Origin of the sequence: Pedobacter nutrimenti, assembly GCF_032678445.1 — a bacterium.
Lineage (GTDB): Bacteria > Bacteroidota > Bacteroidia > Sphingobacteriales > Sphingobacteriaceae > Pedobacter > Pedobacter nutrimenti_A.
In genome coordinates, this window is sequence record NZ_JAVTSQ010000010.1 from 20,935 (window position 1) to 42,359 (window position 21,425).

Annotated in this window: 17 protein-coding genes; 7 read left to right on the forward strand and 10 right to left on the reverse strand. The window is 39.7% G+C overall.

All coding sequences use genetic code 11. The features are described from left to right. The first annotated feature begins 158 nt into the window (after nt 1-158). Nucleotides 159-1,040, forward strand: a complete 882-nt coding sequence (locus R2S08_RS18495; RefSeq protein ID WP_316836517.1) for a LysR family transcriptional regulator — start codon at nt 159-161, stop codon at nt 1,038-1,040. Nucleotides 1,041-1,150: 110 nt separating this feature from the next. Here the strand turns inward: R2S08_RS18495 and R2S08_RS18500 are convergent, their stop codons facing one another. From R2S08_RS18500 to R2S08_RS18545, 10 genes are all read right to left on the reverse strand, one after another. Next, the gene (locus tag R2S08_RS18500) at nt 1,151-2,593 is read right to left on the reverse strand and encodes an NAD-dependent succinate-semialdehyde dehydrogenase (protein WP_316836518.1); all 1,443 of its coding nucleotides are present in this window, start codon (nt 2,591-2,593) and stop codon (nt 1,151-1,153) included. A gap of 16 nt (nt 2,594-2,609) precedes the next feature. After that, nucleotides 2,610-3,737, reverse strand: a complete 1,128-nt coding sequence (locus R2S08_RS18505) for a zinc-dependent alcohol dehydrogenase family protein (RefSeq protein ID WP_316836519.1) — start codon at nt 3,735-3,737, stop codon at nt 2,610-2,612. 11 nt (nt 3,738-3,748) lie between these two features. After that, nucleotides 3,749-4,432, reverse strand: a complete 684-nt coding sequence (attM, locus tag R2S08_RS18510) for an N-acyl homoserine lactonase AttM (protein ID WP_316836798.1) — start codon at nt 4,430-4,432, stop codon at nt 3,749-3,751. A gap of 267 nt (nt 4,433-4,699) precedes the next feature. Continuing rightward, nucleotides 4,700-5,665 (reverse strand): TIGR03571 family LLM class oxidoreductase, encoded by a 966-nt coding sequence (locus R2S08_RS18515; protein WP_316836520.1) that lies wholly within the window; start codon nt 5,663-5,665, stop codon nt 4,700-4,702. 13 nt (nt 5,666-5,678) lie between these two features. Next, nucleotides 5,679-6,467, reverse strand: coding sequence for a hypothetical protein (locus R2S08_RS18520; RefSeq protein ID WP_316836521.1), 789 nt, complete (start codon nt 6,465-6,467; stop codon nt 5,679-5,681). 59 nt (nt 6,468-6,526) lie between these two features. Beyond that, nucleotides 6,527-7,639 (reverse strand): L-dopachrome tautomerase-related protein, encoded by a 1,113-nt coding sequence (locus R2S08_RS18525; RefSeq protein ID WP_316836522.1) that lies wholly within the window; start codon nt 7,637-7,639, stop codon nt 6,527-6,529. A 75-nt stretch (nt 7,640-7,714) separates the two neighbouring features. Then, nucleotides 7,715-8,941 carry an MFS transporter gene (locus tag R2S08_RS18530; protein ID WP_316836523.1) on the reverse strand — a complete coding sequence of 409 codons (1,227 nt, stop codon included), beginning with the start codon at nt 8,939-8,941 and terminating at the stop codon, nt 7,715-7,717. 111 nt (nt 8,942-9,052) lie between these two features. Further along, nucleotides 9,053-10,015 (reverse strand): AraC family transcriptional regulator, encoded by a 963-nt coding sequence (locus R2S08_RS18535; RefSeq protein WP_316836524.1) that lies wholly within the window; start codon nt 10,013-10,015, stop codon nt 9,053-9,055. Nucleotides 10,016-10,086: 71 nt separating this feature from the next. Then, nucleotides 10,087-11,193, reverse strand: coding sequence for an alkene reductase (locus tag R2S08_RS18540; RefSeq protein ID WP_316836525.1), 1,107 nt, complete (start codon nt 11,191-11,193; stop codon nt 10,087-10,089). A gap of 47 nt (nt 11,194-11,240) precedes the next feature. After that, complete coding sequence (locus R2S08_RS18545) at nt 11,241-12,224, reverse strand: aldo/keto reductase (protein ID WP_316836526.1); 984 nt, start codon at nt 12,222-12,224, stop codon at nt 11,241-11,243. Nucleotides 12,225-12,352: 128 nt separating this feature from the next. On the opposite strand from R2S08_RS18545, the gene R2S08_RS18550 reads away from it, so the two are divergent. The 6 genes from R2S08_RS18550 to R2S08_RS18575 all read left to right on the forward strand — a co-directional run bounded on the left by R2S08_RS18550 (nt 12,353) and on the right by R2S08_RS18575 (nt 21,413). Beyond that, nucleotides 12,353-12,880 carry a DUF4981 domain-containing protein gene (locus R2S08_RS18550; RefSeq protein ID WP_316836799.1) on the forward strand — a complete coding sequence of 176 codons (528 nt, stop codon included), beginning with the start codon at nt 12,353-12,355 and terminating at the stop codon, nt 12,878-12,880. Between the two features lie 199 nt (nt 12,881-13,079). Continuing rightward, complete coding sequence (locus tag R2S08_RS18555; protein WP_316836527.1) at nt 13,080-14,024, forward strand: S8 family serine peptidase; 945 nt, start codon at nt 13,080-13,082, stop codon at nt 14,022-14,024. A gap of 25 nt (nt 14,025-14,049) precedes the next feature. Then, on the forward strand, nt 14,050-14,616 hold the full coding sequence (locus tag R2S08_RS18560) for a TlpA disulfide reductase family protein (protein WP_316836528.1): 567 nt from the start codon (nt 14,050-14,052) through the stop codon (nt 14,614-14,616). A gap of 539 nt (nt 14,617-15,155) precedes the next feature. Continuing rightward, a complete protein-coding gene (locus tag R2S08_RS18565) occupies nt 15,156-18,290 on the forward strand; it encodes a TonB-dependent receptor (RefSeq protein ID WP_316836529.1) in 3,135 nt (1,044 codons plus the stop codon). Between the two features lie 11 nt (nt 18,291-18,301). Then, entirely contained in the window at nt 18,302-20,188 is a 1,887-nt protein-coding gene (locus R2S08_RS18570; protein ID WP_316836530.1) for a RagB/SusD family nutrient uptake outer membrane protein, read from the forward strand. Nucleotides 20,189-20,228: 40 nt separating this feature from the next. Then, nucleotides 20,229-21,413 (forward strand): DUF5000 domain-containing lipoprotein, encoded by a 1,185-nt coding sequence (locus tag R2S08_RS18575; protein WP_316836531.1) that lies wholly within the window; start codon nt 20,229-20,231, stop codon nt 21,411-21,413. The last annotated feature ends 12 nt before the right edge of the window (nt 21,414-21,425 follow it).

The window sequence follows — 21,425 nt, forward strand, 5'->3', positions numbered from 1 at the left end:
TAGAGTTATTGGAAGTTCATCTTTTAGATTTGACAGGACAAAGATGAATAGAGAGAAATGATAAATGAAATAGCTTGATTTATGGTTATCTATAAAATAACTTATGTCAAATGCTCTTTGAAAAATAAATAACCATGTATTTTTGAATTATGGTAGATATGGAATGGTACAGGACTTTCAAAGCTATATATCAGGCTGGTACGCTGACGGGCGCAGCTCAAGAGTTACTCATTTCGCAGCCTAATGTGAGCCAGCATTTGTCTGCTTTGGAGGCTCATGTAGGTAAGCAATTATTTGAGCGAAAGCCACGGAGAATGGTACCTACTGACTATGGTAAGTTGTTTTATACGCAGATCATAGAAGCCGTAGAGAAATTGGAATATATCGAAGCAGAGTTTCGTTATACCCGTTCTTCAAATATTCCACTTACTTGCATTGGTACACCGAAGGAGTTTTTTTATACTGTTTTAGCTCCGAGAATCAACAAAGCGCCTGCAAACCTGGTCTTTGAATTTGATTTGACTCAGGAGCTTATGCAGAAGCTGATTAATGGGAAGTTATATTTTGTGATAGCTACCCACCGTGCCGATGGACAGGACATTATTTATGAACCTATTTTTCAGGAAAATTTTTTACTGGTTGGTAATAATGGTTTTGATACTTCTGCATTTGATGAGATGATTGACAACAAAGAATATGATAGCGCAGAAAAGTGGTTGTGTAATCAGGACTGGTTGGCATATAGCAGTGATCTAGCAATCATCAGGCGGTTTTGGCTGGAAAACTTTAAAAAGAGGCCAACCATTAAACCTCGGTTTATTATTCCTGATTTTAATTCTATTCTTAAAGGACTTAGTTTTACTTCGGGAGTAACCATTGTAGCTGACTATCTTGCTGAAGATTTTATTGCTAAGAAGCAATTAAAAGAAATCTGGAAGGGACGACAACCTACTCAGAATACTATTTACCTCGCTTACAATAAAAATAATGTTACAACGGAGCAAATTCAAATGGTAAAGGGCTTGCTTAGGATAATTTAATTGATACAGTTTTAGGTTAGGGGGCATTGGATAATGATGTTCTAAAATCTGGAGTTCTGTTTACGGACCCCCAGATTCTAGATTCATTTAGTTAGGATAGGACTTATTTACTATTTAATATTCCCAATGCACACATATTTAATTTCAGTATAATCTTCTATCCCATATTTGGAGCCTTCTCTGCCAGAACCCGAGTACTTTATGCCACCGAAAGGAGCTACTTCTGTAGAAATTAACCCCTCGTTTATTCCGACTATACCATATTCCAGCGCTTCGCTGATCTTCCAGCTTCTTGTTAAATCGTTAGTGTAAAAGTATGCCGCCAAGCCGTATATAGTATCATTAGCCAACTGTATGGCTTCTTCGTCGGAGGAAAATTTGAAAATTGGAGCAAGTGGACCGAAAATCTCTTCTTTAGAGAAATTCATCTCTTTAGTAGCGTCTCTAATCACTGTTGGTGGAAAGAATTGCTGATCAATGCGTTTACCGCCAGTTAGAATTGTTCCACCTTTACTGAGGGCATCGTCAATAAATGATTCGACTCTTTCTATTGCTTTTTTGTTAATTAGTGGTCCAATATTTACTTCTTCCTCCATTCCATTTCCTAACTTTAATTTTGAAACAGCTAATACAAATTTGTCTATGAATTCTTCATATATCCGCTGATGAACGAGAATGCGGTTTACACAGACGCATGTTTGACCAGAGAATCTAAACTTACCAGCAATTGCACCTTTTACTGCGGTGTCGATATCTGCATCTTCAAAAACAATAAAAGGTGCATTTCCTCCAAGCTCCAGACTTAATTTTTTCAATGTTGATACACTTTGTGAACTTAGAATTTGACCCACACGAGTAGAACCGGTAAAGGATATTTTAGATACTAGTGGGCTTTCACATAGTGTTTTGCCTATTGATGAAGCATCTGTTCCTGCTATGACATTGAATACTCCTTTTGGAAATCCAGCTTTTTCGGCAAGATGAGCAATGGCTAAGGCGGTGAGAGGTGTTTCTTCACTGGGCCTTACTACAACCGTACAGCCGGCTGCCAATGCTGGTGATACTTTTCTTGTAATCATTGCAAGTGGAAAATTCCATGGTGTTATGGCGCCAACAACGCCAATGGGTTGTTTAATTACAATGATTCTTCTATCGACTGTATAGCCGGGTATCACATCTCCATATAGTCGTTTTGCTTCTTCTGCAAACCACTGGATAAAGGCTGCTCCATAGTCTACTTCTCCTCGGCTTTCGTTAATAGGTTTGCCGCTTTCCAAAGTCATGATCCTTGCTAAGGATTCTTTGTTTTCGACAATCAGTGAATACCATTTTAGTAAGATAGCTGACCTTTCTTTCGCTGAACTTTTACTCCATGTTCTGAATGCCAAATGAGCGCTATTTATGGCTTGTTCAACGTCCTCTTTATTCGCGTTACTTACACTGGCTAGAATGCTGCCATCTGCTGGATTTAGGACATCGAAGGTTTCCTCGTTTCCTTTCCATCCTCCATTTAAGTATGACCTGGTAAATATTAGTTGTTTATATGCTTCCATTACGTATTAATTTTTTTTAATCAAAAATGATTACCTGCCTTATTGCTTCTCCAGTGGCGAGACGTTCAAAACCTTCATTGATGTCTTCAAGTTTTATTCTGTGAGTAATTAGTTTATCTACTGGTAATTGGCCATTATGATATAGTTCAAGAAAAGCAGGTATATCTCTTAATGGTACGCTACTGCCCAGATAGCATCCTTTTAATGTTTTTTCTTGCCCAACTAATGCTAATGGGTCCAGGCTTAATTTTGCATCTGGGGGAGGTAAAGCTCCGGTTACAGTGGTGCCGCCTCTTTTTGTAGCGTTAAAGGCATAATTTAATGCGGGCATGGCACCTGCAAATTCAACCGAAATGTCGACTCCTCCGCCAGTAAGGTCCTTTATTTGCTCTAACGCATTGGTAGAAGAAGAATCAATGACATCGGTGGCTCCAAATTCTAGTGCTGTGTTAAGTTTGTATTGACTGATATCTGCTGCTATGATTTTTGAGGCACCTGCAGCTTTCGCACCTAGAATTGCGGATAAACCAACCCCACCAAGACCTACAACAAGTACGGAATCTCCGAATTTCATTTTCGCTGTATTTACAAGGGCTCCTACACCTGTCATTACGGCGCAACCAAACAATGCTGCAATTTCAAAAGGATAGTGCTTATCAATTTTGACTAGGGAGTGGATGGAAGCTACTGCGTAGTCTGCAAATCCAGAAACGCCTAAATGATGGAAGTAGTACTGGTTTCCCTTATGTATTCTTTTGTGCCCTCCCAATAGCGTTCCATCACTGTTTGCTTTAGCTCCTGGTTCGCATAATGCGGTGCGCCCAGTTTGGCAATAGATACAATGGCCGCAGGAAGGAAGAAATGCGAAGACAACATGGTCTCCTACTTGAAAGTTTTTTACATGATCACCTATCTGAACAATTTCTCCCGCGGCTTCATGGCCAAGGGCCATGGGTAAAGGACGTGGACGGTCGCCGTTGATCACTGATAAATCTGAGTGACATAGCCCTGCGGCTTTTATTTTTACTAATACCTCCTCAACACCTGGAGGATCGAGTTCAACTTCTTCAATATGTAATGGTTTGGATATTTGATAGGGACGGGGCAAACCCATGCTTTTTAATACTGCAACTCTAGTTTTCATGTTCTTTTGGGTTAATCATAAAATAATTCTGGTCCTTTCTTAAATGTTGGCCATGCAGATGGGTCATGCCCTGTTACTACAAGTGCGTTTTGCTGTTGTGCAATGAACCGGAGTTTTTCTACTGATCTTACTGAATCAACTGCTGAGGCAAGGAATCCGGGTAGTGCTTTTTGGTCCCAATGATCCATGGTATAGGCTGCATCTACTGCCAATAGTATAGAGCCTGAATTTGGAAGTGTGATTAAAAAACTGCAATGTCCTGGTGAATGGCCTGGTGTGGATATGATTTTAATAGTTCCATCCCCGTAAACATCATAGAAATCGTCTGCCTCTCCGTTAAGGAAATGCCATTTTAATCCTGGTCTGTCAAAGTCTTTTTTTATATAACCTGGTGCTGCAAACCAATCTGCTGTATAGGCATACTCGTATTCTTTTCTTTGTACAATATGTACCGCGTTTGGAAATCGTCCGGTGGCTCCTGTATGGTCAAGGTGTAAATGGCTTTGTATGACGTATTTAATGCTTTCTGGATCTATATGCATGTTTTTTAGAACGTTTACACATCCTTCTTCTTCCTTCATAACAGGCCAGTATACATTGGTGATGATTTCTCCCCAATGTCCAATTGGGTCAGTGGCGCATTCCATTGCAGTACCACCGTCGATTATAATGTTTCCTTTAGGATGGGTAATCAGATATCATGGAACTGGTATTTCGTATGGATTAAGGGAGGCATTCATTTTTATATTATTCTCCCTGCATTTTAGTGTACCTGTTTGTAACATATACAGGCGGATTTCATTTATCATAATAAAGTGATTTAGGTTTAATTATTTTGGTTAGTTGAAAGTGGTAGATCTTAAAATTGTCTTTGTTCTATACAAACTTCATTAAGAAAATTCTATAATCATAATAATTTGAATTATGGATTTGTATTATAAAAATGATAGTTTATGGTTGTTTTATTGGTAAAGGGGTAAAACAAACTCTCCGATTTCCTGGATGACTTCATCAATTGGTCTGGATGAATGACGTAGCTGAAGTGCCATATGGTTTACGCCTACTCTTTGGTATCCTTGTAATAAAGTGACTAATCCATTTCTTCCTACTGTTCCTCCAAATCTGTGTGGAGTAAAGGGGGCATTGGGATCTTCTACCAGGTTAAGATGGAAAGCGGTGATGTATGGTTTATGTCCAAGTTCTAACCTTTCCGTTTCTTTATTCCATTCTGTTGTTAGTCTTTCTGTATCCATTACACTTCTTGGGTAATTGAACCAAGCTTGCATATTGGTGGCAATCCACTCGAGGCTTTGTTGCCCATGGCCAGCCATAACAAGTGGTATGTTCTCCTCTGGTGGCTTTGGATATATCTCTATGTTGGTGTTTACTGTTTTGTATATTTGATTTAAAGAGCTGTCTTTTTTCCAGGCATGTTTCATTAAAGTAACTCCATCCCTGAAGCGCTGGCTACGGTTTTCATAGTCATAGCCAAACAAAGGAAATTCTATTGCCCTATCACCTAAGCCTAAGCCCAGTAATAATCTGCCTTCCGACAATATATCGATGCTTGCTGCGGATTTGGCAACAAGTATTGGCTCTCTTAATGGGAGCACAATGGCTGCTGTACCCAGTAGGATATCTTTTGTTATGCCTGAGAGGTAACCTAAATAGGAAAAGGCTTCAAATTGTTGGGCCGCATCTCCAAAGGCTGGATCATAAATGGGTACATCTCGTATCCATAATGCGGCAAATCTCAGTTGGTCTGCTATTTGCGCATACTTTTTATGATTGGTGATATCGGGTACACCAAATGGCCTTCCGTCTTGTTTGCGTTTTGCATCTCCTTTTGCAGACCAATCATTATCTAATGGAAGCTCTAAACCGAGAGTCAGCTTACCCTGCCGACCTATTTTATCTATTCTGTTCATGTGATTCTTGTTTTTAAAATAAGGTTGCGCCTATAACAATGCCTCCAGTTTTTCTGAGTGGATTCCAGGTTGGTGCCATTGAAATGGGAAAAGCATATTTTCCTATGTTTATTTTCTTATTTGCGGCCACTCCTAATGTGGCGATTCCAGGTTTATTGGCGTAGAAACTGTTTTGTTGTCCAATGAGTGTAAAGACACCTCCAACAAAGAAATCCAGGCGTATATCATTTAAAGCTACTGGGTAGGTTAGTTGTACGTAAGTTGAATAACGGTTTTTTCCTTTTCTTAAGGGGTCTTTTCCACCAACTGCTATGGAATCTCCAGATAATACATCTCTATCTCTACCAGCTACAATGGTGCTCCATGCAATATCTAGCGGAAATCTCTTTGAAACTGTATATCCAATTGTTGCATCTATAAAGTGCCTTGTTGTGGTTGAATTGTAATCGAATAAATTGGTGCTGAGAGGTAGGTTTTTCGAATAATTATAAATGTCATAAATTACTATTCTTGCATTTTTGTATTGATAAGAGGTAAAATAATCTATCTGTCTATATTCACCATTCCAGCCCGAGCTTCCACGTGCTCCAATTTTAAAATTTCCGCTTTTGTCTGTAAAATTAACAATGCCTAGTAAATAGGGTGATGTAGTAATTTCAAGACCTCTCCACAGATGCATGCTTTTAATCTGCAGATGTGTTTCAATAGGTTTGTAAGTGGTATCTCTTGATTGCGCAGATGCCTTAAATGTGAGTTGTGAAAGAACAAACAGAAGAATAATTGCCTGTAATTTGATTTTCATGATTTTAATATTTTAAAGGTTCACCACGCCGTGTGGATATGGTGAACCTTAATGACATTTTATTTTATTTTGATTCGCAATACATAGTAGGGAGGATTACTAACGTCCTTGTTGTTGTTTAACCAGGCTGTGTTGTGGAGTTGATTTGCTACTATATACAGGTATCCATCTTTGGATAATGCCAGGCCATCGGGCCATGATAGTAATTTTTCGTCCTGTGCAAGAATGGTGTAGCCTTTAGGCGTAGCAATACCAACCGCATTTTGCTCAATGTCTGTTACGTAGACTTCTCCGTTATTGCCTACCTTGAATCCATCTGTTTTTGGCTTTTTTGCGTAAGATTCAATTTGTGCGGCCAATAGTTCATTGTTTAATCTTTCGTCTGCAACAGCTGCTGCCGGAATGCGGTAGATCTGATGACCTCCCATAGCGCCATAGTAAATCCATTTCATTTCCTTGTCGATAGATATTGGGTTTAGTGGATACTTTGGCTCATATATACTTCCATCAGGATAGGTATGGCTTACTTTGCGGCCGTTGATGATGGCTGGTTCATCTAGTGACTGGAATGTGGTATGGTTTTCTAGCACCCTTCTGCCGTAACCTGTCTTTAGATCAATAACTACGAAAGCCGGGAATGGGGGAGTTATAAGTCCATCGAGGGACATGTCGGCAATTACTGCCACATTATTTTTCTCATCAATCACAAAATCCTGAAGAAATGAGGTTGGACGAAGTACAGCATCTGGTAATGGAAAGGCGTGGGCAAGTTTACGCGTTTTGATATACCAGCCTACTAGTTTGGGTGCTTGTTTAGGGGTTGCACCCTTGTTCCCCATATCCAATACCCACAGAATGTTGTCTGAAGAAACATTGATACCTATGGTGGAGTTGATCCCTTTGTAAGATTGACCTGTTGGTTTTTTGATCCATGTGGTATCTGGAAAGTTTACAGCTTCTCCGCTTGACAGGATTTCTTTTACCATGTATTTGTTTTCACCCAGGGCACTCATGGTTACAAATACCCTGCCTTCGGGGGAAACGGCAACATTACCTGGGCGTTCGGAAGGAAATGTTGAGACAATTTCCAGTTTGGCTTTTGATTGTGCGAAAGTGTTTGTGGCTTGCAATAAACCTAGTATGGCAGCAAATGTTAATGCTAATTTTTTCATGGTGTAATTATTATTTATAGATATCGAAATTGTTTACAAGATTTAGATTCATGGGGCTGGTGGTAAGACCCTCGATTATTTACGGCTGATTCTGGAACTGTATAGCGTAACAAGGATAGCTAGCAGAACAAATATGGCTCCTACCCAGGGTGTTGCGCCAAGGCCTAGTGATGAGGATACAATAAGTCCACCAATGTAGGCACCTATAGCAATGCCTATATTGAATGCTGCGATGTTGAATGCTGAGGCAACATCTTCTGTTCCTGGTAGGTGTTTTTCTGCAGTTTGAACTACGAGTAACTGTAACCCGGGTACAGTTGCGAAGGAAAGTGCCCCCATGATAAATAGAGTAATGAGACCAAAAATGGTGTTGTGGACAGAAAAGGTAAAGATTAACAGCACGATAGCTTCTAATGCAAACATCCAGAGCAGCACTTTTAGTGGATTTTTGTTGGCCACTTTTCCTCCTACAAGATTGCCAATTGCAATGGCGATTCCATATAGTAGTAGAATGAGACTTACCATAGATTGTGTTAGGCCTGTGATTTCCTGAAGAATAGGAGATAGGTAGGTGAAGACAACAAAAGTACCGCCATAACCCAATGCGGTCATTAAGTATACCAACAATAAACGTTTATTTGTTACAACTTTTAACTGCGTTTTTAGTGAAGCCGCTTTTTCATTTTTTAGATTTGAAGGTACAAGGATCATACTTGAAATAAGGCCGACAATGCCTAGTAATGCAACTCCAATAAATGTTGCTCTCCAGCCAAAATGTTGACCTATAAAAGTGCCTAAAGGAACTCCTGTAACGATGGCGACTGTTAGTCCTGCAAACATAATGGAGATTGCGGATGCTCTTTTTTCTACAGGCACCAGCGCCGCTGCAATTGTAGATCCAATAGAGAAGAATACCCCATGCGCAAAACCTGTAACGATTCTGGCGATAACCAGTGTGTAGAAACCTGGTGCAAATGAGGCAAGGGCATTTCCTACGATAAATAAGATCATAATTCCTATTAAGAGTCTTTTACGTGGAATACCGCTGGTTAGTGCAGTTAGGATTGGTGCACCGATGGCAACACCAATGGCATATAGACTGACCAGTAGCCCTGCCGAAGGAATGGTGATGCTTAAATCGGTTGCTACTGTTGGCAGTAAGCCGACAATAACGAATTCTGTGGTTCCGATGCCAAAGGCACTAATGGTTAATGCCCATAAGGCTGCAGGTAGTCCTTTCTTTTTTTGATCATAAACGGCTTGACTTTCAGTGGCCGGAATGGATTTAGTTACTGTATTCATACCTTTTTGTTTTTATGTTATCTTATTGATTTCTTTTATTTAAATCGACAACACAAAGGTACTTTCAGCAGCAGGGGGTAGGCTAGGATAGATTTCGGAGAAACCGGTACTTTACATGGGGTTTTCTTGATTTCTCTGCTCCTTAGGGCTGATTCCTGAATTTTTTCTATAGAACCTGGCGAAATAAGAAGGATCTTCAAACTGAAGCAGAAATGCAATTTCGGTGATGCTAAGGGTAGTATGGCATAACAATAACCTTGCTTCTTTCAGTATTCTTTCCCGGATCAGTTCTCCGGGTGTTTTTCCGGTAATTACTTTGACCGAATCATTTAGATGGTTCTGTGTCATGAAAAGTTGGTCGGCGTATTCTGCCAGGCTTTTAACTGTGGTTAAATTGCGGGAAAGGATAGGAGTAAAATCCTTGTTTAACAACCGGATGAAATCCTTTGTGATTCGCTGGGCTGCATTTCCTGCTTCTACCAGACAACGGCCATTGTCGTGATCAACTAGTTTTAATGTTTTTTGAAATAGTACATTTATTAACGCTCTTAATAAATCTGCTTTATAGGTGTTGTTTGCAGTGTACTCAGTTTCAATTTCAATAAATAGGTTGTTAAAATATTGGGTTTGTTCCTGATCTAGATTGAGCACTGCACTGCCATTGCTTTGAAAGAATGGATAATGGGAAAGTGCTTCCTGATCAATTAGACCAACCTGGAAGAAATCGGAGGTAAATGCACAAAAATAACCGGCATGATCGTCTACTGTCGTTTGCCACGATGTGATTAGTCCTGGGGAGACAAAACATAGCATTCCAGGTTTTAAGTAATATTCCTGGTCTCCGAAAGTATGGATGCCTTCGCCACCAGTGACGATAAAAACCAGGTAAAAATCCAATCGGTTAGAGGCGATTGTTTCTTTACATTTATAACGGAAATCATCTCTTCTGTGAATTTCAAAATGAGATACGCTTTCCCGTATTGCTGCCTGACGATCAATTTCAGTGCTCCCCTGGAAATAAGCATCTCGAAAAGAATGCGAAGTAAGAACTGGTATTTCATTTTTCTTTCTCATAATAGGTTTCATTAATGGTTTTTGGCAACTAGAAAAGGGCAGTGTTTGCTGCCCTGGATTAAATTACTAAATCAATTCTTTTTTGCGAAGGGATAATCTGTGTAGCCTTGAGAAGTTCCTCCAAAATACTTACTGTTATCGGGGATATTTAAGGGAAGGTCGTTTGCCAATCTATACGGAAGATCGGGGTTTGCTATAAAAGGTCGGCCAAAAGCAATTAAATCTGCCCAATCATTTTTTCTTGCTTCCTCGGCACGATCTTTTGTATATTTTCCGGCGTAGATTAAGGTTCCGTTAAAAGTTTTTCGATAGGCCTCTTTAAAAGTTATAGGCATTACTGGTGCATTTTCCCAATCGGCTTCTGCAATATGGATGTACGCAATGCCGATCTCGTTCAGAATTTTGGCAGCAGCAATATAGGTTTCTTCGGGATTGTCATCCGTTGCCCCCATTAATGTGGTGAGTGGTGCCTGACGTACGCCCACTTTGTCTTTTCCTATTGCGCCGGCCACTGCGGTTACAACTTCCTTCAAGAAGCGTAGACGGTTTTCAAGGGAGCCTCCATATTGATCTGTGCGCTTGTTGGTCTGTGAATCGGTAAATTGTTCTATAAGATAGCCATTTGCTCCGTGAAGTTCAATTCCATCAAATCCTGCCTGAATTGCATTTTTAGCTGCTTTTGTAAAGTCTTGTATAATTTCCTCGATTTCAGGAATGGTGAGTTCTCTTGGAGCTGAATGTTGTATCATTTCTCCTGCACCACCTTCAGGACCTTTCCCTTTAGGATCAACAAATACTTTTACGCCTTCTGCTATGATGGCCGATGGTGCAACCGGCGACTGGCCGTTTTGTTGAAGAGATGTATGTGAGACGCGACCTACATGCCATAGTTGGGCGAATATTACTCCGCCTTTTGCATGAACAGCATCAGTAACTTTCTTCCATCCTTCAATTTGTACTGAGGAATAGATTCCCGGGGTCCAGGCATAACCTTGTCCTTGCCTGCTGATCTGGGTTCCTTCAGAAATGATCAATCCTGCAGACGCCCTTTGGCTATAATATTCTGCCATCAGTTCTGTTGCTACTTCACCGTTTCCAGCACGGGAACGGGTCATAGGTGGCATAACAATTCTGTTTTTTAAATTTAGGTTTCCTAGTTTATATGGTGTAAATAACATAGATTTTTTTAATTTATTACTGGATATTCCTGTTTTTATTGTCGCTGCTAAATTTTTGAAAGATGATAATTGATCATCTGTATTTCATCGGCTGTAAGGTTTATATTTAAAGCCTGTGCATTGGCAATGGCCTGATCTGCGTTTCTAGCTCCCGCAAGAACCGTTGAGATTCCTGGTTGTAAGCTGGTCCATCGTAGTACAAGTTGCGAAAGGGATACATTTTTGTCTTTTGTAATTGGTGTGATGGCTTCCAAAAATGTTTTTACTTTATCCAGATCAAACTGACCGAAATAATCATTTCCGTGGTCATCAACTTGTAATTTTTCGTTTTGGAAATATTTACCGGAAAGAAGTCCTCTTTCCATTGGGCTATACGCAATAACACCTATGTTATTCTCAATTGTGTAAGGAAGCATCTCATTTTCGATACTTCGGTTTAGCATGCTATAATAGAGTTGGTTAGAGGCTGGGATTAAGGTTTTTGAAGCTTCTTTTAATTGATTAAGGTTATAATTGCAAACTCCGGCCGCACGGATCTTACCCTGCTGGATCAATATTTCCATGGCTTCCATTGTTTCACAGATATGAGTGGTTGCTTCAGGCCAATGCTGTTGTAAAAGATCAATATAGTCTGTGTTTAATCTCTTTAAACTTTCTTCTACTTCTTTGATGATATTGGCTTTAGATGAATATTTATAGATTTTGATATTTATTCCATTGTCCTCTATGTCGAAGAAATGCTCTCCTTTATCCTGATTACTTTTATCCCAGACTAGCCCGAACTTGGTAAGTATTTGTACTTTGGTTCTGTCTTTTCCTTTTAGGGCTTCGCCAATTATTTCCTCGCTTAAGCCAAAGCCATAGAAAGGTGCGGTATCAAGTGTTGTTACTCCATGATCTAGAGAGGCATGAATGGCTTCAATAGAATCTTTTTTTTCGTTGCCACCCCACATGGTACCGCCAATAGCAAATGCACCATAAGCAATTGCTGATAGTTCTAATTCTGTATTTCCTAATTTTCTGTATTCCATTTTTTTAGTCGTTATTGTGAGGGCAAAAATCTTCAAAAAGTAATTATTATTATAATAATTTAAATGATATTTTTGTATTATAATAATGATAGTTTAACTGAAATGAATCGGATTTAGGGTATCAGTTTATTGATCTTAGTGGTTTTCAGGGCAATTGGAAACTTTATGAAAATGGGAATATCATTTCTTCGGGTTTGCTTGGCTCAGTTAGGTTGAAACCAGGGGAGGAAGCGAATGTTAAACTGCCTTATAATGTGGGCCGTCCGAAGGCAGGGGCAGAGTATTTTCTTAGGGTTGCTTTTGCTACGACGACTGATGAGTTGTGGGCTAAAAAAGGTTTTGAAATGGCTAATAAACAATTACAATTGCCTGTTAAATCACCAGCTCTTGCTGCGGATCCGGATGAATTGCAACCGATGAATTATGTGGACGCAGAAAAAACAATCACAATAGGTGGTAATAGTTTTAAGATTGAATTTGACAAGGAAATTGGTACTTTTTCAAAACTCGATAAAGACCATGTTAATATCCTGCAAAGGATGGCGGCCCAAGACTTCACTTATGGAGGGCGCCGCATCGTATTGATGATATGTGGGCTGATGAAATCTGGGAGAAAAATGGTCTTAAAGAAATCAAGTGGAAGACGGATGATGTAAAATCGAACCAATTATCTCCAGATAAGGTTGAAATTAAAGTGGTTCTGACCGGTACCAGCAAAACAAAATTTTTAATACATCAGGAAACGGTTTATACGATACGATATTTGAAGAGATTGGAAAATCTAAGCCAACGCTCCATGATTTAAAGTCCTATGTTCCACTAACAGAACTTCAAAGCTCTATTAAAGCGATGATTTTGAATGAATTTAAAAAAGATTCTACGCTTACCCTGGAAGGTTTTAGAACTCAATTGAGTGATGTTATAAAACACCAGAAAGAGCAGTACGACTATGCTTTAAATTTGTCTTTTGATCCAAGAGATTTGGTTGGAGACCACATTAGCGATATTAAAGAAAATACCTATGGGAGTACGGATGTGATGGGGCCTGATGCAAGTCATGGTTCGCATGTTTCTGGAATTATTGGTGCGGTAAGGCATAATGGTATCGGGATTGATGGGGTAGCTGATCATGTTAAAATCATTAATGTAAGGGCAATTCCAAATGGAGATGAAAGAGATAAAGACGTGGCGAATGCAATTATCTATGCGGTAGACCAGGGAGCGAGGATTATTAACATGAGCTTTGGGAAGCGTTACTCTCCAAATAAGGACCGGGTGGATGAGGCGGTACGGTATGCGATGTCTAAGGATGTTTTATTGATCCATGCAGCCGGTAATGATGGATTGGATTTAGATAATGAGGGTGATTATTTTCCTAATAAATTTTATTCCAATAGCAGGGACACTGCACAGGCTTGGTTAAATGTTGGCGCAAGTAATGCTCAAGATGATGAAAAGCTTGTTGCCTCATTTTCTAATTTTGGAAAGACGAGGGTGGATGTATTTGCTCCGGGTGTTGGTATTTATTCTACAATGCCTGGATCAAATTATAAAGCGCTTGATGGCACAAGTATGGCTGCGCCTGTGGTTAGCGGACTTGCTGCACTGATCAGATCTTATTATCCAAAATTAACCGCCGTTCAGGTGAAGGAAATCATTATGAAATCTGTGGTTAAGGTTGGTCATGATGTTCAAGTGAAAAAGAAAAAGGTTAGCGTGATTGTGCCGTTTACGGAGGTATGTATAAGTGGTGGAATTGTGAATGCTTATGAGGCTTTAAAATTGGCTGCCAGATATTGAAAAAATGAAAACTAAAAAATTAAACATGAAAACAATAACTAAAGTGACTGGAACAGTGCTCTTTCTTTTATTCTGTGCCTTTAATAGTTCTGCCCAGGTTGCCTATTTGGATGTGAATGAAAAAGTGGACCAGTATCCAACGGTGGAGTGGCTTAAGGGAGCGCCTGTTACGAAATTTGAAAAGGATAAGATTTATTTAATTGAGCTTTGGGCTACTTGGTGCAAGCCCTGTATTGCAGCCATGCCGCATTTGAGTGAACTGAACTCCAAATTTAAAAATAAGATTATTTTTATTGCTCAAGACGTGTGGGAAGATGACCTTGATAAAGTGAAGGAATTCATTGCCGAAAATGAAAAAATGATGGATTTCCGCATTGGATATTCAGGAGGTAAAGTGACAAGCGATTTCCATAAAAACTGGATTAAGCCATCTGGTACATTTGGCATTCCAAGAACTTTTATTGTTCAAAATAATACATTGGTTTGGATGACCTCGCCGGACAACTTAAACGAAGAGATTTTGCAATTGCTTGTTGATCATAAATTTAGTATAGAAGCGGCAGAGAAACTAGCTGAAAAGAATAAGCTGTAATATCTTGTTAAGTATAAGAGTGCGTAAACAAACGCTCCGTCTAAACTTAATCATATACACCTAATAAAATCAGGTGTTTTTCAAAGAGATAGTAACGTAGTTGCTATCTCTTTATTCTTTGTAAGAATTTGATAGTGGTTTCTGTCTAAGTGATTGTTGTACAAGTTATAAGTTGAACAGGACAGAGCAGGTTGCCACTGCAAATAGTTTGCTTTATTATTGTTATAACCAACCAAATATTTAACCCTTTTGATCGCTCAAAGCCAGTGAATCAGGCTTCTCAATTATGGCTCGAATACTCTATTCTTTTTATTTCTCGAAATCCAGAAAATGTTCAAAAAAACAAGTTGAAAGGAGGGTGTATATGAAATAATCACCTACCTAGAAAGAATGTCTTTTTATGCTCCCCTTATTTTGGGTAAGGGGAACTATAAAAAGATCTATTCAAATGCAGATAATTTTATAGCAGTACAGAAAACGCGGATGGTACCAGGAATTCTGTGACTGCGGTCTATTCACATTTAAACAGGAGTAAAAGTATGAAAAAAATGCTTATGCTCTTCTTTTCCTTGGTCTTCAGTACTGCAGTGTTTGCAGAGAGAGAGAATGGGAAAACGGAGGGTATTGATATAAAACAACAGCAAAGGGTAATTACCGGTGTTGTCTTCGACGAATCAGGAGGTGTATTGCCTGGAGTAACAATTAAGATACAGGGTACAGAAAGGGGAACGATCACAAATTCGGATGGAAAGTATACCATCAAGATTGATAAAAATACGGATGTACTCCTTTTTTCCTTTATTGGTTATATTAGTCATAAGGTTGTTATTGGAGAGAGAAGTGTACTGGACATTAAGCTTCTGCCAGATCCTAAAAATGCGCTCGATGAAGTTGCTGTAGTTGCTTTTGGAACTCAAAAGAAAACGGATCTTGTTGGTGCAGTTACTTCTGTTAAGATCTCAGAGCTTAAAATTCCATCCAGTAATTTGACTACTGCTTTGGCAGGACGAGTAGCAGGGTTAATTGCTTTCCAACGTAGTGGAGAACCAGGGAGAGATAATGCAGACTTTTTTATTCGCGGGGTAACTACTTTTGGTTATAAGAATTCGCCATTGATCCTGATTGACGGGATGGAGTTGACGACTACAGACCTTGCGCGTTTACAACCCGATGATATTGCCAGTTTCTCCATCATGAAAGATGCAACCTCAACCGCTTTATATGGCGCACGAGGGGCCAATGGGGTGATCCTTGTGACCACCAAACAGGGGAAAGTAGGTAAAGCTGAAATTACTTTGCGCTTGGAAAATTCAATTTCCACTTCGGCAAAAGATATTGAACTTGCAGATCCAATTACTTATATGAGGCAGTCGAATGAAGCTATTCTGACGCGTAATCCTTTGGGGACCACATTGTATAGTGATGAAAAAATAGCAAATACAGCAGCTGGCATTAATCCAATTATTTATCCGGCCAACGATTGGAGAAAACTGGTTTTTAAGGATTATACGATGAATCAGCGTGCAAACCTGAACGTAACTGGAGGGGGTGAAGTAGCCAAATATTTTGTTTCGGGCTCCTTAAACAAAGACAACGGAATGTTAAAGGTAGATGGGAGGAATAATTTTAACAATAATATTGACCTGACCAGTTATTCGCTTCGTTCCAATGTAACTATCAATCTAACCAAATCAACAGAGATGATTGTTCGGTTGAGCGGAAATTTTGACGACTACACTGGTCCACTAGACGGGGGAGCAGAAATGTACCGCAAAGTGATGCGTACTAATCCAGTATTATTTCCCGAGTATTATCCTGTGGATGCAGCTCATTCTTATGTGAAACACATCATGTATGGTAATTATGAGGGCGGGGGATACACCAATCCTTATGCCGATCTGACCCGTGGTTATATGAATTCTTCAAGGTCTTTAATGTTGGCACAATTAGAACTGAAACAGGACTTATCTTTCTTTGCTAAAGGTCTCTCTTTTCGGACCATGATGAACACCAATCGCTCCTCTTATTTTGATGTAAGACGAGCCTACAATCCTTATTTCTATACACTTTCAGGATATGATCCAGCTGCTAACACCTATTCTATAACTAACATAAATGAAAATTCTGCTACAGAATACCTGGATTACTCGGAAGGAGGAAAAACGCTCAATTCTACTTTTTATATGGAATCGATGTTAAATTACAGTACCAGCTATAAAAAGCATGGATTTAGTGGCTTGCTGGTTTATATGTTGCAAAACAATATCAATGCAAATGCTGGTGACCTCCAGCAATCACTTCCATTCAGAAACATTGGTGTGTCTGGTAGGGCTACCTATAACTTCGACAGTCGTTATTATCTTGAGTATAACTTTGGTTACAATGGTTCAGAAAGATTCGCGGCGAAAAACCGCTTTGGGTTCTTTCCTTCAGTGGGGCTGGCCTGGAGTATATCTAATGAGAAATTCTTTGAAAAAATTAAACCGGTTGTTAATAACCTCAGGCTAAGGGCAACGTATGGTTTTGTTGGAAATGATGCTATTGGGTCGCCATCGGATCGGTTTTTCTACCTCTCTAATGTGAACATGAACGCAGGAGGAAGATACGCTGTTTTTGGAAACGGGCAGGGAGAATCATTTGGACTAAACGGTGTAAATATATCTCGATATGCAAATAACGATATCACCTGGGAAAGGTCAACTAAAACGAACCTTGCTCTTGAACTGGGCTTGTTCAATAAATTGAAACTAACGGCTGATGTGTATTCTGAGCAGCGTAAAAATATTCTCATGTCTCGGGCCTCTATTCCTGTTACTATGGGTTTAACTGCCGATGTGAGGTCAAATGTAGGTGAAGCTTCGGGCAAGGGAATAGATGTTTCCATTGATTATCAACAGAATATTAATAAGGATTTATGGTTTTCTGCGACGGGAAATTTTACCTATGCAAAAAGTAAATTCACGGTTTACGAGGAGCCCGTATTTGATGAAAAATACCGCAGCCGTATTGGCCACTCAATTTATCAGGAATACGGATATATCGCAGAACGTCTTTTTGTAGATAATGCAGAAGCTTTGAACTCCCCTAAACAGAATTTCGGACCTTATGGCGGTGGTGATATCAAATATACTGATGTTAATGGTGACGGACAGATTACAGAAGCAGATAAAGTACCAATCGGAAATCCTAGATTACCGGAAATTGTATATGGTTTTGGTTTCTCTGCTGGCTATAAAAATTTTGATCTTTCTGCTTTTTTTCAGGGCCTGGCTAACGAATCATTTTGGATAGACCCGGTGGCTACATCGCCCTTCAACAATCAAACCCAATTGCTTAAGGCTTATGCCGATAGCCATTGGTCGGAAGACTCGAGGGATGTTTATGCCCTTTGGCCAAGGTTAAGCCCAGACATCAATAGTAACAATAGTCAAACCAGTACCTGGTTTATGCGTGATGGTTCTTTTTTACGTTTGAAGCAGGTTGAACTGGGATACAGAATTCCAGATAGAATTCAAAAAAGGCTCCGCACCTCAAGTTTTAGGATTTATGTGAACGCTAGCAACCTGCTCAATTTTAGCAAGTTTAAGTTGTGGGATGTGGAAATGGGTGGAGATGGTCTTGGCTATCCTATCCAGCGGGTATTTAACATTGGTTTAAGTGTTTCATTGAAGTAAATCAGATATTTATGAGAAAATATATTCTATTCTGGACCTTATTTCTAGCCTTTGCAGCTGGGTTTAGTTCCTGTAAAAAATTCCTGGATGTTGTGCCAGACAACGTAGCCACCATTGATAATGCTTTTACAATGCGTTCTCAGGCGATGAAATTTTTATTTACCTGTTACTCCTTTATGCCTAAAAGTGGGCAGTTAAGTGATGATCCAGCTATGGTAGGTGGTGATGAGCTTTGGGAGATTCCTGAACGTGGTGCATATCTGAATATGGCTAAAGGTTTTCAAAGTAAAGTAGGGCCATTGGGAGATCGCTGGACGCCGTTTTACCAAGGGATCAGAGACTGTAATATTTTCCTGGAGAATATTAGACAGGTACCTGATATGCAGGAAACAGAAAGAGAGCGTTGGATTGCAGAGGTCAAATTTCTTAAAGCATTTTATCATTTTAGTTTGGTACGGATGTATGGCCCAATTCCTTTAATCAAAAATAACTTGCCCATATCAGCCAATGTAAATGAGGTTAAAGTATTCCGCGATCCTGTGGATTCTTGTTTTAATTACATCGCACAGCTTCTTGATGAGGCTGGTCCAGGACTTCCCAATACGATTATTAGTCCTTCAACCGAAGCAGGGCGCATTACCAGGCCAATTGCCATGGCTTTAAAGGCCAAGGTGCTTGTTACCGCTGCGAGTCCATTATTCAACGGCAATATGGATCAGACGGGTTTGAAAAATTCGAATGGAACGGCACTCTTTAATTTAACCTATTCCAAAACCAAATGGGAGCTTGCAGCAAGGGCTTGCAAAACAGCTATAGATCTCTGTGAATCACAAGGGATGATGCTGTATGTTTACAATCCATCTTTTCAGCAATATAACCTTACTGATACCATCAGAACGCAATTGAGCATTAGAAATAGTGTTACTGAAAAGTGGAACAAAGAAATTATTTGGGCTAATACACAATCTAATACTGCCAATTTGCAAAAATTGATCTCCACTTGGTGGGATGCCAGGTATCTTGACGGGGTAGTTACCGGAGGGGAGCTTTCACCTCCTCTAAAAATCGCAGAAATGTTTTATACCGATAAAGGAGTACCTATTAATGAAGATAAAACCTGGGATTATGCAGGGAGGTATGCCTTAAAAACAGCTGGGAATAGTGATAAATTATATATCCACAACGGGTATGTGACTGCAGGACTTCATTTTAACAGGGAACCCAGATTTTATGCCGATCTCGGTTTTGATGGCGGGATTTACTACGGACAGGGACGTTATGATGACAAAGACAATATGAATTTGTTTTTTCTTGAAGGAAAGTTCAAACAGAAAAATGGAAAAGGGAAGTACGGCTTTAATACTGTAACGGGATACTACCTTAAGAAATTGATCCATTTTCAAAATGTGGTAACCTCCTCTAATGATTACTCTGTAACCGATTATCCATATCCTTTATTTCGCCTGTCTGATTTGTATCTTTTATATTCAGAAGCGCTAAATGAAGCGCAGGGACCTGGTCCTGAAGTTAATAAATATATTGATCTGGTTAGAAAACGTGCCGGTTTAAATGGTGTTGCTGTATCCTGGTCCAATTACTCTACTAATCCTTCAAAGTATACAAATCAGGAAGGAATGCGAGCCATTATACATCAGGAAAGACTGATTGAACTGGCCTTTGAATCTCAGCGTTTGTGGGACTTACGCCGCTGGAAGGAATCAGTGAAAGAACTCAACAGTCCTATTAAGGGTTGGGACTTGTCGCAAACTACAGCTGATGCATTTTACCGGACTACTGTAGTTTTCAACCAGAGCTTTGGAACGAAAGACTATTTCTGGCCTATAGCCGAAAGCAATATCACAACAAACAGAAATCTGGTTCAAAACCTGGGGTGGTAGTTATATCATTTAAACATTGATCATTTATTTAAAATAGAAAATGAAAAGAATATATTTTATCGGAGGTTTACTGCTGGCCTTTTTCTGGTACAGCTGTTCGAAAGAAGGAAGGTTGGATTTTGTTGATTCCAATTTACCTGCACCTGCTCAAATTAGTGGCGTGAAGGTTGATCCAACACCTGGGGGAGCAATACTGACCTATAAACTTCCTGCAGACCAGAACCTTGCTTATGTAAAAGCAGTATATGAAATACAGCCAGGGGTGTTTAGAGAGGCTAAATCATCAAGATATACAGATACACTTCGATTGGTTGGCTTTGGTGATACCTTAAATCATACAGTTCAGCTGTTTAGCATTGGCAAGAATGAAAAAAGTTCAGAACCCATTCTGGTGGGTGTAGCGCCCAAAACACCACCTGTAAGGTCTGTGTTTAAAACTGCAGATTTTACAGCAACTTTTGGGGGGGTAAACGTTTCATTTAAAAATCCGGATAAGGCAGATCTGGCTATTGTAGTGATGAGAGATACAACGGGTAATGGCAAATTGGTTACCGTTGCAACTTTTTATACTGCAGCTGTTTCGGGTAATTTTGCAGCACGTGGTTTTGAATCAAAACCACAAAAATTTGCCTTATTTATCAGAGACCGATGGAATAACAAGTCGGATACTTTGGTCAAGTCGCTCACGCCTAAGTTTGAGATCGAGATTCCAAAGTCAACTTGGAAGCCATTGGTTCTCCCAACGGATCAGACTGCAATAGCAGACCCTGGTTATAGTATACCAAACCTCTGGAATGGTTTAGCTGACAAAAGGCTTTATGCTTCGTCGAATGCATCGTCTTTACCTCAGTGGATTACGATTGATCTTGGAAAAAAAGTCTTATTGAGCAGGTTTAAACAATATATGGAACAGAATTTTCACTGTTATATCGGATCAGGGTTAAAAACTTTTGAACTCTGGGGGTCTAATTCTCCGGATCCGGATGGGGGCTGGACGCAATGGACGAAGTTGGGAACGTTTAATACATTAAAACCCTCTGGCCTGCCTTTGGGCCAGAAAACGGCAGAGGATATCAATTATGCTGTTAATCTTGGTGCAGATTTTAACTTCGAAACACAACCTCCTCCCGTACGCTACCTTCGCTTGAAATCTTTGGAAACCTATAGCAGTTCGGGGCAGGTAGTGATTATGGAGCTCACTCTATGGGGGCAGATCGTCGAATAAATTAAAACCAGT

Coding starts and splice junctions, on each gene's coding strand:
- R2S08_RS18495 (WP_316836517.1), top strand. CDS start 159: ATGGAATGGTACAGGACTTTCAAAGCTATATATCAGGCTGGTACGCTG.
- R2S08_RS18500 (WP_316836518.1), bottom strand. CDS start 2,593: ATGGAAGCATATAAACAACTAATATTTACCAGGTCATACTTAAATGGA.
- R2S08_RS18505 (WP_316836519.1), bottom strand. CDS start 3,737: ATGAAAACTAGAGTTGCAGTATTAAAAAGCATGGGTTTGCCCCGTCCC.
- R2S08_RS18515 (WP_316836520.1), bottom strand. CDS start 5,665: ATGAACAGAATAGATAAAATAGGTCGGCAGGGTAAGCTGACTCTCGGT.
- R2S08_RS18520 (WP_316836521.1), bottom strand. CDS start 6,467: ATGAAAATCAAATTACAGGCAATTATTCTTCTGTTTGTTCTTTCACAA.
- R2S08_RS18525 (WP_316836522.1), bottom strand. CDS start 7,639: ATGAAAAAATTAGCATTAACATTTGCTGCCATACTAGGTTTATTGCAA.
- R2S08_RS18530 (WP_316836523.1), bottom strand. CDS start 8,941: ATGAATACAGTAACTAAATCCATTCCGGCCACTGAAAGTCAAGCCGTT.
- R2S08_RS18535 (WP_316836524.1), bottom strand. CDS start 10,015: ATGAGAAAGAAAAATGAAATACCAGTTCTTACTTCGCATTCTTTTCGA.
- R2S08_RS18540 (WP_316836525.1), bottom strand. CDS start 11,193: ATGTTATTTACACCATATAAACTAGGAAACCTAAATTTAAAAAACAGA.
- R2S08_RS18545 (WP_316836526.1), bottom strand. CDS start 12,224: ATGGAATACAGAAAATTAGGAAATACAGAATTAGAACTATCAGCAATT.
- R2S08_RS18560 (WP_316836528.1), top strand. CDS start 14,050: ATGAAAACAATAACTAAAGTGACTGGAACAGTGCTCTTTCTTTTATTC.
- R2S08_RS18565 (WP_316836529.1), top strand. CDS start 15,156: ATGAAAAAAATGCTTATGCTCTTCTTTTCCTTGGTCTTCAGTACTGCA.
- R2S08_RS18570 (WP_316836530.1), top strand. CDS start 18,302: ATGAGAAAATATATTCTATTCTGGACCTTATTTCTAGCCTTTGCAGCT.
- R2S08_RS18575 (WP_316836531.1), top strand. CDS start 20,229: ATGAAAAGAATATATTTTATCGGAGGTTTACTGCTGGCCTTTTTCTGG.